The organism is Nostoc sp. UHCC 0251, assembly GCF_034932245.1.
GTDB lineage: Bacteria > Cyanobacteriota > Cyanobacteriia > Cyanobacteriales > Nostocaceae > Nostoc.
In genome coordinates this window covers 42,816-59,055 of the sequence record NZ_JAYGHD010000003.1, presented here as the reverse complement: position 1 = coordinate 59,055, position 16,240 = coordinate 42,816, and the positions used below count along the sequence as shown (strand labels likewise).

The following is a 16,240-nucleotide window of genomic DNA, read 5'->3' as shown; positions in this document are numbered from 1 at the left end:
GTAAGATTATTAACTTGGTATTGGGTTATTTAATCTCTCAGTCCAACCATTAAATAGCTCTAGCCCCAACGCATCCAGCTCCGCCCACATTTCCGTTACCCCTTCCTTCCCCTGTATCCGGCGCAACTCCCGAAATTGATAAGTTCCCGCCCACAACTGTGCCTGCACAACCGCCTTTTTTTCTTGCCACCAGCGCCGCACCTGCCACACATCAGCATCGTACGACATCAACGAAGCCAATAAACTTTGAAAACACGCCCAGATGCGATCGCGCAAAGCGCAGCACTCCAAAATGCGAGCGCCCATGTATGAAGGTTGATGAGCGTGCGATCGCCAGATAGCAAACTCGAAATATACCCTCTGATTAATCTTTTATTTTCTCACCAAAAAACAGATGTTAGACTTTATTCTCATCACTGGCGACCAAGTCATATTCAAACCAACCTTTGGGAAAGCAACAGTAGGTGTGCGTCCTGGTCGCTTAACAGGTACTGGCAGAGCAAAAGTCAAGGGCAAAACTATTTGCATAGAAGGTGACGAGAAAAAAGTTACTGTCCCCGGTTGTACTTATACGAGTCCGCCGTATATCATTCCCCCCGGTTCTGGAACGCTTTCTATTGCATCTCTAGCTCCCAATCAAAAAGCCAAAAGAGTCAAATCTAAGGGAAAAGCGGTATTACTCAAAGGCAGTAGTTTTACAGCAAAATTTCAAGTTATGGTTCCTGCGATGAAACCGCCACCGCCACCACCACCAACTCCAGACATCATGCGCCTATATTCCGGCACGGGAACCTTTACTACTTTTAATAACAGAGCAAAAGGAACCTAATGAGATGTAGAGAACGTAAGTTTTGCATAATGATTGCTCTGTGTTTAACAATGCCCACTTATTCAAGCGCGATGCTTACGGTTTTTTACATTGAACTACACAACCCAAGAAATTAGTATCCAAAACAACAGATGATTCAGGAATAATTCCATGCCAAGCTTCCCTCGTGCCCCACGCCCATTCAAAGGCGCAATTATCGGATTCGATCGCGGCAATCCTTTAGCCAGCGTCGTCGTCTTCCAGTATAATCCTCATACCATGACACGCACACTCAATGCGCGTGCTACTAACTGGGAAGACGGTAGCAACAGATACGAACCTTTCCGCCTCATAGGCCCACCCAACGAAACCATCACCCTTGATGTCGAACTAGACGCTGCCGACCAACTAGAAACGCTCAATCCCATTGCTGTACAAATGGGTGTGTATCCTGCCATTTCTGCACTAGAAATGCTGTTATATCCCAAAAGCACGACAGTAATTAAGAACATGGCATTAGAAATGGCAGGGAATGTAGAAATTATCCCACCGGAAGGCCCCCTAACCCTCTTTGTCTGGGGACTAAAGCGCGTGTTACCCGTGCGCCTCTCCAGCTTCAGCATTACCGAAGAAGCTTACGATACGCACCTCAATCCCATCCGCGCCAGCCTTAATCTGACGCTGCAAGTTCTGAGTTACTACGATTTAGAACGCAATAGCAAAGGTGCAAACCTATTTATGGTTCATCAACTTGCCAAAGAAGTTATGGCGACAAGCAATGTGTTCAACAGCGTTGCCAATATCGGATTTTCATTACCGCTTTGAGGTCTGCCATGTTCAACACCACTAGTCGTTATTACGATATTGAAACTGCTAAATTTCTTACATCAGATGAACGAGAAATCGCCTATGTGCGCCGTCGCTTTTTACCGATTGCAAACCCTACTGTCCTCACTACCCATACAGTGGCTGAGGGGGAACGCTTAGACAATATCACCGCCCGTTACTTAGGCGATCCCGAACAATTCTGGCGTTTATGCGATGCCAATAACGCCATGCACCCTCAAGAATTGACTGCCAAAATCGCTCGGCAACTGATTATTCCGCTCAGTTAAATTCAGGAGTTTGATGTATAATGCCCGACCCTGGTATCCGCCTGCAATTATTAATTGGCCCCACTATCCCGAAACCCGCTCCTTATCAAGTAGTCGAATCGTTAATTGACATAGAAATTCAACAACAAGACCGCGATCGCAGTGGCTTTCAAATCACCTTTAGTATCGGCAAAAACTTAAAAAAATCGTTTAAAGATTATGGGTTATTACTAGATGGAATTTTAGACCCTCCAAATCGTGTTATTTTTATGATAAATCTGGGGGTTCAACCCTACATATTGATGGATGGAATTATTACTCACCATCAGGTTATACCTAGCAGCCAACCCGGTGAATCAAGGCTGATCGTTACGGGCGAAGATATTAGCCTGAAGCTGGATTTGGAAGAAAAAAGTGAAACCTATGAAAACCAATCTGATTCTGCGATTGTTACCCGTCTATTGAATAAATACCGCATTGACGGACTCAGACCCAAGGTAACATCAACCATTTCCACTTATAGACCTACAGTACAAGACAAGATAACAACTCAACAGGAGACTGATTTAACCTTTATCCAACGTCTGGCTGAACGTAATAGTTTTATTTTTTACATCCAACCTACGAAAATTACTACTCAGAATATTGCTTACTGGGGGGAAGAAGAGGAGCAGATGGAGCCTATCCAGCCAGCACTGACAATGAACATGGGAGCGTATACTAATGTAGATACGCCCATAACCTTTGCTTTTGATGCGTTGGAAGCTATTAAACCTCAGGTCGAAATTGTCAATCCCTCCACTGGGGTACAGATTCCTGTTGCTGTTCCCACTTCCTCCGGTCAGCGTCTAGCAAGTAAGCCAGCAAAACCATTACGTCAGACGGTACTACGCAATACCGATAAACTTGACAAAATCCCAGCCAAGCGACTGGCTGAATCAGTTGCCAGTCGCTCTCAGAAAGATACCGTGATAGCTAGCGGCGAAGTGGATACCTTACGCTACGGTCATATCCTGCAAGTACGTCGATTGGTAGGAGTCCGGGGTGTGGGCAATACCTATGACGGCAACTACTACGTCAAACAGGTAACGCATCGGATTAAGCGCGGGGAATACAAACAAAGCTTCACCCTAATCCGCGAGGGGCAAGGTACGACAACTCAGAGAGTCAAAGTATGAATAAACAAGGCCCTCCTTTTTACGGTAAATACCGAGGTGTTGTCACCAATAACAGCGATCCTTGGAAAATCGGTCGATTGCGAGCCAAAGTGGAAGATGTATATGGCGATCGCGAAGGCGGTTGGGCATTGCCTTGTGTTCCCTATGCAGGAAAAGGCGTTGGGGTGTTTCTGATTCCGCCAGTGAAGTCTTTAGTATGGATTGAATTTGAAAACGGCGATCCAGATTATCCTATTTGGAGCGGCTGCTTTTGGGCAGATGAAAAAGTAGGGACAGATGTACTACCCGCTAAACCAGCCAACCCCGAAATTAAAGTACTCAAAACCGATATCGGCAAAATTGAGATCAATGATGCAAAGGGTAAGGAAAGCATCACCATTGAAGCGAAGATCGGCAAACAAACCCTGCGTCTGGTGATGGATAATTCGGGAATTGAGATTGACAACGGGCGTGGTGCAACTGTAAAGCTCAGTTCTAAGACGGTATCGATTAACAAAGACGGCTTGGAGGTGACGTGATGCCAAAATATCTCGAATATTCTTTAACTGACGGGAATGTTACGAACCTTGACTTTCCATTCCGCTTCGATAGATGGGGTCGCACTGCAAGTACTGACTATGAAAATCACATCCGCGATTTAATCGAACAACTCTTGTTTACCAATCCTGGCGAACGGGTTAACCGACCGGAGTTTGGTAGTGGCTTGTTAACTTACATATTTTCACCGAACAGCCCAGAACTGGCAACAGCCATACAAGCCATCGTTGCAGCTGCGATCGATCGCTGGTTGGGTGACTTAATCGAGTTACGCACGCTGGAAGTAACAAGTGAAGATGCTACCCTGCGTGTCGTAGTGCAGTATGTGCTACGAACTACAGGTGAGGCACAGACAACTACTTTTAGTACGACGGTACCATGAACAAGCAAACCTTTACTTGCCAAAACGAACAGCGCCGCCACGAAGTCCGCAGACAGGGAAAAAACGGTCTAGATTATTTGGAAGTTGGTGAGGACTTGCGATCGCTCTACGTCTACTTTTTAGGTTCAGTTCCAGAAAACTTAAGAAAAGAAAATCTACGTCTTGAAGGCGGTCAGCGCATCCGTAATCTCCAGGTCAGTGGTTTGCAAGTTGAACATCCTCAAAACTTGGAAGCTTACCTCAAAGTTATTGTTAACCAACCGGGTGATTTTTCCCCCTACACTTTGCACCTGGTGTCATTGGATGAACAAGGCAATCCCACAAACGAACCCTATCCCAATTTTGACCCGCGCTACTCCCAATTACAATTTAAATTCCGGGATGGCGATTGTAGCAGCGACCTAGATTGCTTGCAACAACCGCAAACTTGTCCCCCACAGCAACTGGTTGAACCAGATATTAACTATCTCGCCAAGGATTACGCCAGTTTTCGCCAGTTGATTTTAGACCGCCTGTCCCTAATTATGCCGGACTGGCAAGAACGCCACGTCCCCGATTTGGGTATTACTCTAGTAGAAGTTTTAGCTTATGTTGGAGATAATCTCAGCTACTACCAGGATGCGGTTGCAACCGAAGCTTATCTAGAAACTGCCCGCCAGCGTATCTCCGTTCGCCGTCATGCCCGTCTCATCGATTATCCAATGCACGAGGGCTGTAATGCCCGTACTTGGTTGTGGCTTGAGATAAAAGGTATAGATAGTTTTATCCTTGAATCCAATAATTTTTATTTTATTACTAGCTATAAAAATTCTCCTGCCCTTGCTACCATCCTTGAAGATGACAATCACTTGGATGACGTACCTCCTAACAGTTATGAAGTTTTCAAAACTCTAACGCCACTACCGATTCATCTCTACAACGCTCACAACCAAATACTATTCTATACATGGGGCGAACGCTCCTGCTGCATACCCCGTGGTTCCACAACCGCTACATTAGTGGATGAATTTATAGAACCCATAGAGGCAGAGGGGGAAAGATTGCCTAGTACCCAATGTTTAGAACCACAGCGAAAATTGCACCTCAAAGCTGGTGACATCTTAATTTTTGAAGAAATTAAAGATCCCAAAACAGGGATTCCAGAAAATGCCGATATTAACCATCGTCATCCTGTACGTCTCACCAGTGTCAAACCTAGTGTAGATGAACTTTACAACCAACCGATTGTAGAAATCGAATGGGCACAAGAGGATGCACTACCTTTTCCCCTTTGCATTTCGGCAATAGTACCACCAGAATGCGATTTAGCTGATATTAGCGTTGCTAGAGGCAATGTCATTCTAGTCGATCATGGTCGCAGTATTAATGAGGATTTGGGAGCTGTGCCAGGAAAAGAGGTGATACAGGAGTGTCAAGAGGAAGGCGAACCCATACAAACTTTAGTTATAGGCGATCGCTTCCGTCCCAGTTTGCAAAAAACATCACTAACCTTTAGCCAACCCCTTTCCATCAAAAACCTCACCCAAGACCCAGCCACGAGTCTACTAACTCAATATCCCCATGAAGCACTACCCGCGATCCAACTCGCAAGCACCGTCGTAACATATGGTACTGTAGAAAGTTCCACATGGACTCCCCAGTATGACTTGATAGACAGCGAAAGTGAAGACCAACATTTTCTCGTAGAAATGGACAATGATGGAAAAGCTCACTTGCGCTTCGGAGACGATGAGTTAGGAATGCGTCCAGCAATTAATACTCACTTCCAAGCAACTTACCGAGTAGGTAACGGGTTATCAGGTAATATCGGTGCAGAAATGATTTCTTATATTGTCTTTCGCAATATCTCAAATAGCGGTTGGACTTTACAGCCGCACCAGCCCTTCTGCGCTCAAGGTGGAACAGCACCCGAACCCTTATCTCAGGTAAAATTATATGCACCGCACCTATTTCACCAAAAACTAGAGCGTGCGATCACAGCAGATGACTACGCTCAATTAGTGATGCAACATTTCCCTACTAAAGTGCAAAGAGCAGCTGCAACTTTACGCTGGACGGGCAGTTGGTATGAAGTTTGGGTGGTCGTAGATCCGCTAAACTATGAATTTGCAGACGACAAATTGCTTCAAGATATTGCAGCAGACTTGGAACTCTACCGCCGCATTGGTCATGATGTCATAGTTAAGCAAGCAGTGCGTGTCTCTCTAGACATGGTTATGACAGTCTACGTCAAATTTGACTATCTGCGCGGTCATGTCAAAGCAGCTTTGCTTGATATTTTCAGCAACCGCAATTTACCAGATGGACGGCGTGGTTTCTTCCATCCCGATAATTTGACTTTTGGCAAAGGAATTGCCCTAAGTCAACTCGTTGCGATCGCCCATGCTGTTCCAGGAGTGGAAAGCGTTTCTCTGACAAAGTTAGAACGTCTGTTTGAAGGTTCCAATCGCGAGATTGAAGAAGGTTTTCTCCCTATCGGTTCTTTGGAAATTGCCCGACTCGACAACGATCCCAACTTCCCTGAAAACGGTAAATTCACACTCGATATGCGAGGTGGACGATGAAATTAACTTGTAGCTGTAGCTGTCACTCTAACTATAAACCAAGCGATAACTCAACCTGTGGCTGCTGTGAAGGTGTAGAAATTCTGACTCCAAAGTTGGTAGCAAATCAACCTGGTTTGTATACCCTAGCTTATCGAGTGGGTACCCATGCTAGCTTTTTAGAGACAATGAAAGCGCGTTTGGGCGACAGTAAATTTCCACCACTGAGAAATCTAAAAACACGCGATCCTAACGATCCGTCTCTTGCTCTGTTAGATGCCTGGGCTACTGTAGCGGATGTTCTGACATTTTATCAGGAACGCATTGCTAATGAAGGCTATTTACGCACAGCCATTGAGCGTCGTTCTGTAGTGGAATTAGCCCGTTTAGTAGACTACGCACCTAGTCCTGGCGTGAGTGCCAGTGTTTATTTAGCGTTTACCCTTGAAGACGGTTACAATTTGGAAATTCCTATTGGTCTGGGTACGCAAAGCCTACCGACTTCCGGTGAACTACCTCAATATTTTGAAACCTCTGAAAGACTAGCAGCCCGTGCAGAGTTGAATCAGCTTCAACCCCGGATAAGCCAACCGCAGCAAGTTACAACAACCACCGCTACTCAAATTGACAAGCTTTATTTAGAGGGTGTAGGCACAAATCTCAAACCTAACGATCCGCTTTTACTTATCTTTGGTGACGCTGAAGATGAGCAAGTTGTTCGCCGAGTTCAGATTGTTGAGCCTCAACCTGCTGAGATACGCACAAAAGTTACATTACAACCACTTACAAAAGTTACACCACAGCTAACTGTTGATGATTTGCAAGAAGGCACTCCAGCAAACACAACAGAACAAAGAATAGAACAAGCCTTAAAACCTCCATCAAAACAACCTGCTAATGCTCTAGAAATGGAGCGTACAAACCAGCAAATCTTCGAGCCGAACAAAATTGATATTAAACCGCGATTAATCAAAACTTTAGAGCCTGCTTTAAACAGAACAGTACATCAGATTTTGGCAAGCGATAAAGGTAATTCTTCCAATCAATTGAAGCGGATTGAGTCTCTAAGTACAAAAGCTGCCCCTTTCGGACATGACGTACCATTAAAGCCAATTTTTAACGACGATGGGAGAATTACTGGATACGAGGAATGGCAAATTGCAGACATAGATGAGTCAATATCAAGCCCTGTCGTTGAACTGCCAACTTCTGCACAACCCACAGAAACAACTGTTTCTGGCACACTGCCACCAGAATTACGAAATATATTGGCATTAGATACTTTGTATGACGGAATTGTACCTGGTAGTTGGGTAGCAATTGAGCGTGTAAATGATAGTGAAATCCCTATTTATCGAGTAGAAAAAGTCGAAAATATATCTAAAACAGACTATAATGCAGTAGCAAGAATTACCCAACTTACCTTAGATAAACCTTGGTTAAAAGAGACCGATACATCTTTAGATGTCATGCGTAAAACCACGGTCTACCTTCCCAGTGAGGTGGTGAATTTGGTAGAAAAACCAATTGACCTCAAAGATGTACCCAGCAATCAAGATAAAGCGATCGCTGCTCAAGATTCTATATGCGATCAGATGGAAATTGAACTGGACAATCTCTACGAAGGTTTACAGCCCGGTCGCTGGTTGATTATCTCAGGCGAACGCAGCGATATACTCAATGTCAACGGTGTTTGGGCTAGCGAAGTTGTTATGCTTGCAGGGGTCAGGCAGGATACATGTAAGGGTATGCTTAACGATCAACCCCACACATTCCTAAGGTTTGCTAGACCTTTAGCTTACTTTTACAAACGCGAGACTGTTACTATTTATGGCAACGTAGTAAAAGCTACGCATGGAGAGACGCGCACTGAGATACTAGGTAGTGGCGACGGCACTCAGGCAAACCAACAATTTACACTTTTGCAACCGCCCATCACCTACTTACCAGCACCTATCCCTGGTGGTGTTGTTAGCACCTTGGAGGTGTACGTCAACGATGTCCGGTGGCGAGAAGTCGAAAATTTAATCCAGTTAGGCCCAACAGACCATGCCTTTGTCACCCAAACTGACAATGATGGCAACACAACTATTATCTTTGGCAACGGTGAAAACGGGGCTAGGTTGCCTAGTGGTATTGAAAATGTTAAGGCTGTCTACCGGACTGGCATTGGCAAAGGTGGTAATGTTGCAGCACAACAAATCAACCAATTGGCGATGCAGCCTCTAGGTTTGAGTGGCGTACTCAACCCAATAGGAGCAACAGGTGGCGCAGATCCAGAAAGCCCTGATGAAATACGCCGCAATGCACCTGTGGGAGTAATATCTCTAAACCGAGCAGTTTCCGTGCGGGACTATGCTGATTTTGCCCGTTCTTTTACCGGAATTGGCAAAGCAAGCGCTCAACGTCTTTCAAACGGAGCGCGCCAAATCCTTCATATCACCATCGCTGGTGCTGATGATATCCCTATTGATAAAAATTCAGATTTATACCGCAGTTTCTTTCAAGCGTTACACCAGTTTGGTGACCCGTATCAGACACTGCAAGTAGCTATACGCGAACTGATGCTGTTGATTATTAGTGCCCGCGTGCGGATTTTACCAAACTATCAATGGGCATCCGTAGCATTGAAAATTCGTACTGCTTTGTTCGATAAGTTTAGCTTTGAACGTCGGGAACTGGGACAAGATGTTGTTTTTAGCGAAGTCATCAGCATAATTCAACAAGTGCCTGGGGTAGACTATGTGGATGTGGATATTTTGGATAGCGCCTCCGAAACTGAAGCTAAAAACCCAGACATTTTAGATGAAAAACTTAAATATCTGGCAAGCTTAGGTACAACTCGTTGGGGTAAACAACCGCCATCACAACCAAAACAACTTATTCCTGTTAACTTAGCTCATTTCGGCTCAATGGCTAACCAAGGGTCTTCCCGCGTTCTTCCCGCTCAGTTAGCTATTCTCAGCCCTAAAGTACCAGATATGCTGATTCTTAAGGAGGTGAAGTCATGAACAATTCCCCAGATCACCTTTACGAACTCTTGCCAACTATATACCGTGTGCGTGATGCAGAACAAGGGTATCCACTGCGGGATTTATTACGTGTCATTGCCGAACAGGTAGACGTTGTTGAAGCAGATGTCACTCAACTCTATGAGAACTGGTTTATTGAGACTTGTCAGGATTGGGTAGTGCCATACATTGGCGAGTTAATTGGTTACCAAAGTGTTCATAGCGCTGGTCAGTTGGGAAACCCGACTACGGCTGAAGGGCAGCAGCGCAACAAAATTTTAATTAAGCGTCGTGAGGTGGCAAACACTATTCGTTATCGGCGGCGCAAGGGTACGCTAGCGTTACTAGAATTGCTAGCTTATAAGGTGGCTGGTTGGCAAGCACGAGTTGTAGAGTTTTATAAGTTACTTAGCAGAACGCAGCATATCAATCACCTGCATTCGCCCAGTCGAACAACAGTGGATTTGCGTAAGCTTGCTGCACTGTCCATGTTAGATAGCCCATTTAATGAATTATTAGCTCATACAGTAGATGTACACAGAATTGCTTCACACTATGGTCTGGGAAGCCACAATATCCCCAGTATTGGTATTTTTGTTTGGCGATTAAAAGCTTATTCGGCGACTCGAACACCAGCTTTCTGTTTGGAGGAAGTTAGTTCTAACTGCTATACCTTTAGCATTACAGGCAACGATACTTCTCTCTACACTCGTCCGGAACCAGAAGAAGATGCAACGCAAATTGCTCGTGAGTTAAACTTACCTATTCCCATTCAACGGCGAGTTTTGCAGTCTCACATAAGCGACTATTACAACTCCAACCCAAATTTAGAAAAACTCACCAAAAGTTTGGAAATCTGGAAAGGTGTTGGATCACAATTGCAACTAGTCTCTCCAGATAAAATTATTGTTGCTGACCTCAGCGATTGGAATTACCAACCACCATCAGACCATATAGCTGTTGACCCAGAACTGGGTCGCATGGTCTTTCCGCTACGTCAGTTACCTAAAAATGGTGTCTGGGTTTCTTATCATTATGGGTTCAGTGCTGATATTGGGGGTGGTGAATATAATCGACTCTTGTTAAATTCTCCAGAACACTTGTTACTTGATGCTGATGATATTAAAGAACTAGCAAGTTTGGTCTCTCAACTGCAAGATTTCTCGACGTTATCTCAGTTTTTGCGATCGCAATTTTCTCAACCTACCCGAGAACTTTTAGATGCCTACACTAGCTCCTACTCTCCCGAACGACCTCTACTTACAGCTTTGATTAAAGAACTGAATCAACTGCTTTTAGGTAAAAGTCTTTATGAGGAACAACGTTTTGCATCTATCAGGTTGACAGAGAAAACCAATAAGTTGCTTCAGCAAAACCTGCAAGGTAAAGAACTGATTCGCCTTAATAGGTTGTTGTTGGAAGACGCTTTTCCCCATGCAATAGGAAAGCACTATGCACATTACAAGGTAAGCCAAACTTCATTCGAGTATTATCAAACCATTACTGAGGCAATCTTACAGTGGCAGCGAGAAAAACCACGTGATGCTGTTATTGAAATTACCGATAGCGGTGTTTATGTAGAGCGAATTAATATTGAATTGGAAAAAAACCAAAGCCTGCAATTGCGTGCAGCAAACCGCAAGCGTCCGGTGATTCGGATTCTGGATTGGAGAACTGCTTTCGGAGATGCATTAAATGTCACAGTCAAGCCAGGAAGTTGCTTTATTCTCGACGGCTTGCTGATTACTGGTCGGGGAGTGCATGTAGAAGGAGACCAGTCTGAAGGTTATCTAACCACAGGTGTGCAAAAACCGGCTTCGGTGCTTATCCGCCATTCTACATTGGTACCGGGTTGGTCATTACATTGCGACTGCGAACCTCGGCGCTCAACCGAACCAAGTTTGGAGTTATTTAATATAAATGCGTGCATTGCTATTGAACACAGCATTATTGGTTCGATTCAGGTCAACCAAGATGAGGTGGAGACCGACCCTTTGCCCATACATATTAGCGATAGCATTGTAGATGCTACGACTATTGAAGGGGAAGCTATTGGTGCAGTGGGTTACTCCATCGCCCATGCCCGTTTGACTATTGTACGCTGTACTGTATTTGGTCAGATTCAAGTACATGCCATCGACCTAGCAGAAAACAGTATTTTCAACGGTAGGATATTCGTTGCTCGTCGTCAACAAGGTTGTATCCGTTTCTGCTATGTGACGCCCAACTCGCACACACCACGTCGGTTTCATTGCCAACCTGACTTAGTGGAACAGAGTGTTGCACAAGAAGCTGAACAGCAGGAGGAACAAAATCGGGTGCGACCTCAGTTCAACAGTACACGATATGGCACACCCACCTACTGTCAGTTAGCGCAAACCTGTGCTGAAGAAATCAAACGTGGTGCTGATGACGAATCAGAAATGGGTGTTTTTCACAATCTATATCAACCCCTAAGAGAAGCTAACCTACGCATCCGTTTAGATGAATATATACCAGCTGGCATGGAGGTTGGTATTCTTTACGCTACCTAATGAGGAGAATATTATGCAAGGAGAATTTAGAGGTGATTTTACCCGCAACACCTACGACAAGAGCAAGCAGTTCCTACGGGTTCTCATGCAGCAGGGGCGAGTCCAACTGGATGCAGACTGGAACGAGCAAGCCTCTATACTTTTGGATCGCTTACAAAGCTTGGCAAAGGATATCATTGGACTGCACGGTGGTTCAGAAGATAATTGCGGTTTTGAGTTTATTGCCAATGAGGAGCAAATTAATAATCTTAGCGGTCTTAGTGATGAGGAAAAGATAAAATTAAAAAATAGGCTGCGCTCTCAAGGTTATCTCATTGGAAAGGGTAACTATTATGTAGAGGGCATACTTTGTGAAAATGATGACTATATACCCTTTGTGGAGCAGCCAGACTTTATTTCTAAATTAAGATTAGACGCTTGTGAAGTAGAAGTTGAGGGGGGTATTTATCTTGCCTATCTTGATGTCTGGGAACGCCATATCACTTATATTGAAGATGATAACGAGTTAAAAGCAGGCATTCTTGAAGTAGCTCTGGGAGGGGCAGATACAGCAACTCGTTCAAAGTTAGTATGGCAGGTAAAACTTAAAAAAATTAGCAACGAGCAAAATTTTGAAACTGTTGGGCAACAGGTAAAAAACGACTATAACTATTTCCGTAACTTATTTGGTAATAACTTCCTAAAGCCAGGAAATGGAAAGCTTAAAGCCAGAACGATAAAGCCAATGGCTGCTAACTCAAATAATTCCTGCATCATTCCTTTTAATTCCAAATACCGTGGAGCAGAAAACCAGCTTTATCGAGTGGAAATTTTCGATGTTGCCTACAACGGAAATTCTCACAATATTACGTTTGTTTGGTCACGAGATAATAGCTCAGTTGTTTTTCCTATTATAGAATTTTCGAGTTTAGACAACTCAACCTTAACGCTGAGAATTGAACATTTAGGACGCGACAACCGTTTTAGTTTATCCGTGGGCGATTGGGTTGAAGTTGTAGATGACGATTATGTCCTTCATGAGTTGTCTAGAAAACTGCTAAAAGTTGATAAAATTGACAGCATCGAAAACCAAATCACTCTCATAGAAGATACAGACCATAACGAAAAGCCCTCTTTACTCCATCACTGGAATGCAATTGGGCTAGAACAGCATCCTCTACTGCGCCGTTGGGATTCCCGTAAAATATGTGTAGAACTATCTGATATAAAAGAGCAATGGATTCAACTAGAGGATGGTGTTGAGGTTCAATTTGAGGAGGGTTTTTATCAGGTAGGCGACTATTGGTTAATTCCTGCCCGCACTGCTACTGGAGATGTAGAATGGCCTAAACAAAGAAATGGAAACAAACTCATACCAGTTGCCCAAAAACCTCATGGAGTGGCTCATTACTATGCTCCACTTGCAGTTATTTCAGTTGCTCTAAACCAAGTGCAAGTTTATGATTGCCGACACTACATAAGCACTCAAAAAAACTCTGTTGCACCAATACAAGAATCCAATAGTGACATACCAGACCTTAACCATGTACTCAATGCCAGTTGGCATCACGATCAAGTCTTTGAGATTAGCACTCCAGAAGAAGGAGCGTCAGAAAGTCCATCAGAAATTCAATTATTTGCTATTCAGTCACAAGATTTAACAAATTTATTTACTAAGTTAGGATTAGTGATTGAATTTCAAAAACCAGTACGAGTTGATAGTCTGCACCAACGAAGTTTATTTATTTCAGGTCAAAAAATAAATGCAACTGGTGCCATAGAATCTTATACATTGCCAATAGAAATTCAAGCAGTACAGGTTAAAACAAAAGAAAAAAAAGCTATTCGTTGGTTGATTGGCAATGAAATAGTAGAAAACCAATTCAATTTAATTACAGAAGTGGAAACTTTACTCAATCAAGATTTTACTAATGCTGTCCGCTTGATTTTATCAGAAAATTGGTCTACAAAAGAGATTTTTACAACAAATGATTTCTTCCAATTTACAGTAACAATGCATGGTGATTGGATTTTGAACGAAAAAACCTTATTTTATATCACAAATCCACTCTTGAACGATTTTGATAACAGTATTATTCCGGTTTTATGTAAAGAGTTTATACAACAAGGAATTACACTTTCGCCAAATGCTTTTCTTTTTGAAGAAAAACCTAATTTTAGATGGCAATTAATTGATGGAGAAAAAAAATATATCCTTAGGCGAGAGAACAATAAGGTAAGTATTAATGAGTTTCACTCATTAGATGGTAACCATATTTGGCCAGGGGTACCCAATCGTTCTAGTGGAAATGGTTCTGAGGGTGGTGACTGGATCAGTGTTATTAACATCAGGCAAGCACAAAAGCTTGAAACTCAACAGCCTGAGGTACAACCAAGAAGAGGTAAACGGCAAACATCGTAAGCCTTCTTCTTAGAACTTACGCATTGACACAAAAGAATAACCTTTCTTGTTTTAATTGGAAAAGTCCTTGAGCATGACCGGGCTTGTGAAAGCAAGGGTTAATTTTGAATACATCTTGAGTCTGCGGTTTTATGGAATATAGCTCAATATTTTCCCTAGAAGCGAGTAAATTATGGGCTGTACCAGAATTTCGATTGCTACCAGTTACTGTTATATGATTCACCATTGTGTGCAGTTGTGAATCTGGCTTCTACTGTGCAATCAAAAACGGCCCTAGAACACTGATTCAGTAGTCAAAATCATGACCAAAAACTAGGTTTATTGAGGCTGAAACAAGGAATTATTGGTTGTATAAGACGTTAAAACAGGGTTTATTTGCCTCGTGTTTTATTAATGAATCGTTGTTCTAGACACAAGCCAGAGCAGTTTTTGATAAAAATAAATTGTATAGGTTCAAGGGGCGACAAGCGAGCTAAAGTGGAATGGCACTAAGAAAAACAGCCCAAAATTTTTCTTTCTTCCAGATGTGGAGGCGATCGCTCTTTGCTGATTTTGCTTAACCCGCTTAAAGACAGCATTTCATTGGCAAAAACGAATATATTCTTAAAATTGCAAAATATTGAGAAAAATAGGCAGTTTTGCCAATTTGGGCATCTAATCTGATAAATGATATTGCATTCTAGATGTTCCCTAACTTGCATTCCCACAGCATATGCAAGCAATGGGGGTACCGAATTTCCGATTTCTCTTTGGGCGTGGAGTATTGCCTCACTAAAATTAAACCAATCAGGATAACTGTGCAAACGAGCAGCTTCTCTAACTGAGATAACTCGTGGTTGTACTGGATGAAGGGGACGTAATGCGGTGCGGTTGCCACTCCCCGCTCTTAACGTCACGCAGAATCCATCCCATTGCAGCTTTTTTGATTTGGATTTAGCTTCTCTCGCACCTGGGGGAGTGTTGATGAATTGCTGAATTACTTCTGGTGTATGTGTTGTCGCGGCGAATCCCGTCCAAATGTTGGTTATTATACTAAGATTTGGGAATATTTTCTCAAGATACTTAGCATATTCTCCCTTTACCCAATCTGGATGCCATTCTTGAGTGTTTTGCTTGGGGAGTAGGGGGATTGGCGACAAGTCCGCGATCGCATCTCTAACTGTATGTTGAGGTTGATGCTCCGGTGGTATAATTTCTCCAAACTTAGATGCAACAAAAAATACCCTTTTTCTCGCCTGGGGAACCCCGTAATCTGAAGCGTTCAGGTTCCACTTTGAGAGAAAATAATGTTCTTCTAGCATTGCTTGGAGGTTAGCAGTAATGCAGCCAAACTTCTGATTTTCAATCCCCGGCACATTCTCCATGATTGCAGCTAGGGGATTGAGTTCCAACACCAGCCGTACAAACTCCCCTACCAATGAGTTTCTCTCATCTTCAACATTTTGCAGTCCAGCAACACTAAATCCTTGGCATGGTGGGCCACCAAAAACTGTATGAATTTCCCCGTCCCAATTTATGTACTTTGTCTGAATACAGGCGCGTATTTCTTCCCCTGTCACCTCCCGAATGTCTTTGCACAAAACTATGGTGTGCGGGAAATTATGTTGGTACGATGCTAGGGCGATGGGATTATTATCAATGGCGATCGCTATTTCAAATCCTGCTGCTTTAAATCCCAAGTCAAATCCACCCACCCCGGAGAATAGGCTAACAGCTATTTTTTTGTTTGTTGCTGTTGAGTTCATTGAGATT

The 16,240-nt window shown here is 43.3% G+C and carries 12 protein-coding genes; 10 read left to right on the top strand and 2 right to left on the bottom strand.

Annotated features, from left to right (window positions below; genetic code table 11):
• Positions 1–9: 9 nt before the first annotated feature.
• Positions 10–306, bottom strand: coding sequence for a hypothetical protein (locus VB740_RS00990; protein ID WP_323198236.1), 297 nt, complete (start codon positions 304–306; stop codon positions 10–12).
• An 88-nt stretch (positions 307–394) separates the two neighbouring features.
• On the opposite strand from VB740_RS00990, the gene VB740_RS00985 reads away from it, so the two are divergent.
• The 10 genes from VB740_RS00985 (at position 395) to VB740_RS00940 (ending at position 14,488) form a co-directional block, all read left to right on the top strand.
• A complete protein-coding gene (locus VB740_RS00985) occupies positions 395–829 on the top strand; it encodes a hypothetical protein (RefSeq protein ID WP_323198235.1) in 435 nt (144 codons plus the stop codon).
• A gap of 150 nt (positions 830–979) precedes the next feature.
• Positions 980–1,633, top strand: a complete 654-nt coding sequence (locus VB740_RS00980; RefSeq protein WP_323198234.1) for a hypothetical protein — start codon at positions 980–982, stop codon at positions 1,631–1,633.
• 8 nt (positions 1,634–1,641) lie between these two features.
• Positions 1,642–1,923: a hypothetical protein gene (locus VB740_RS00975; RefSeq protein WP_323198233.1), complete on the top strand. Its 282-nt coding sequence runs from the start codon at positions 1,642–1,644 to the stop codon at positions 1,921–1,923.
• 20 nt (positions 1,924–1,943) lie between these two features.
• Positions 1,944–3,080: a phage late control D family protein gene (locus tag VB740_RS00970; RefSeq protein ID WP_323198232.1), complete on the top strand. Its 1,137-nt coding sequence runs from the start codon at positions 1,944–1,946 to the stop codon at positions 3,078–3,080.
• On the top strand, positions 3,077–3,598 hold the full coding sequence (locus tag VB740_RS00965) for a phage baseplate assembly protein V (protein WP_323198231.1): 522 nt from the start codon (positions 3,077–3,079) through the stop codon (positions 3,596–3,598). The genes VB740_RS00970 and VB740_RS00965 overlap by 4 nt, the downstream gene beginning before the upstream one ends.
• Positions 3,598–3,999 (top strand): GPW/gp25 family protein, encoded by a 402-nt coding sequence (locus VB740_RS00960; RefSeq protein ID WP_323198230.1) that lies wholly within the window; start codon positions 3,598–3,600, stop codon positions 3,997–3,999. Before VB740_RS00965 ends, VB740_RS00960 begins: the two co-directional genes overlap by 1 nt.
• A complete protein-coding gene (locus tag VB740_RS00955) occupies positions 3,996–6,563 on the top strand; it encodes a putative baseplate assembly protein (protein ID WP_323198229.1) in 2,568 nt (855 codons plus the stop codon). The genes VB740_RS00960 and VB740_RS00955 overlap by 4 nt, the downstream gene beginning before the upstream one ends.
• Entirely contained in the window at positions 6,560–9,553 is a 2,994-nt protein-coding gene (locus tag VB740_RS00950) for a putative baseplate assembly protein (RefSeq protein ID WP_323198228.1), read from the top strand. The genes VB740_RS00955 and VB740_RS00950 overlap by 4 nt, the downstream gene beginning before the upstream one ends.
• A complete protein-coding gene (locus VB740_RS00945) occupies positions 9,550–12,087 on the top strand; it encodes a hypothetical protein (protein ID WP_323198227.1) in 2,538 nt (845 codons plus the stop codon). The genes VB740_RS00950 and VB740_RS00945 overlap by 4 nt, the downstream gene beginning before the upstream one ends.
• A 13-nt stretch (positions 12,088–12,100) precedes the next feature.
• A complete protein-coding gene (locus VB740_RS00940) occupies positions 12,101–14,488 on the top strand; it encodes a DUF6519 domain-containing protein (RefSeq protein ID WP_323198226.1) in 2,388 nt (795 codons plus the stop codon).
• 488 nt (positions 14,489–14,976) lie between these two features.
• Here VB740_RS00940 and VB740_RS00935 read toward each other — a convergent pair whose 3' ends face one another.
• Positions 14,977–16,233 carry a DNA cytosine methyltransferase gene (locus VB740_RS00935; RefSeq protein ID WP_323198225.1) on the bottom strand — a complete coding sequence of 419 codons (1,257 nt, stop codon included), beginning with the start codon at positions 16,231–16,233 and terminating at the stop codon, positions 14,977–14,979.
• Positions 16,234–16,240 lie beyond the last annotated feature (7 nt).

Coding starts and splice junctions, on each gene's coding strand:
- VB740_RS00975 (WP_323198233.1), top strand. CDS start 1,642: ATGTTCAACACCACTAGTCGTTATTACGATATTGAAACTGCTAAATTT.
- VB740_RS00935 (WP_323198225.1), bottom strand. CDS start 16,233: ATGAACTCAACAGCAACAAACAAAAAAATAGCTGTTAGCCTATTCTCC.
- VB740_RS00965 (WP_323198231.1), top strand. CDS start 3,077: ATGAATAAACAAGGCCCTCCTTTTTACGGTAAATACCGAGGTGTTGTC.
- VB740_RS00945 (WP_323198227.1), top strand. CDS start 9,550: ATGAACAATTCCCCAGATCACCTTTACGAACTCTTGCCAACTATATAC.
- VB740_RS00970 (WP_323198232.1), top strand. CDS start 1,944: ATGCCCGACCCTGGTATCCGCCTGCAATTATTAATTGGCCCCACTATC.
- VB740_RS00960 (WP_323198230.1), top strand. CDS start 3,598: ATGCCAAAATATCTCGAATATTCTTTAACTGACGGGAATGTTACGAAC.
- VB740_RS00940 (WP_323198226.1), top strand. CDS start 12,101: ATGCAAGGAGAATTTAGAGGTGATTTTACCCGCAACACCTACGACAAG.
- VB740_RS00990 (WP_323198236.1), bottom strand. CDS start 306: ATGGGCGCTCGCATTTTGGAGTGCTGCGCTTTGCGCGATCGCATCTGG.
- VB740_RS00985 (WP_323198235.1), top strand. CDS start 395: ATGTTAGACTTTATTCTCATCACTGGCGACCAAGTCATATTCAAACCA.
- VB740_RS00950 (WP_323198228.1), top strand. CDS start 6,560: ATGAAATTAACTTGTAGCTGTAGCTGTCACTCTAACTATAAACCAAGC.
- VB740_RS00955 (WP_323198229.1), top strand. CDS start 3,996: ATGAACAAGCAAACCTTTACTTGCCAAAACGAACAGCGCCGCCACGAA.
- VB740_RS00980 (WP_323198234.1), top strand. CDS start 980: ATGCCAAGCTTCCCTCGTGCCCCACGCCCATTCAAAGGCGCAATTATC.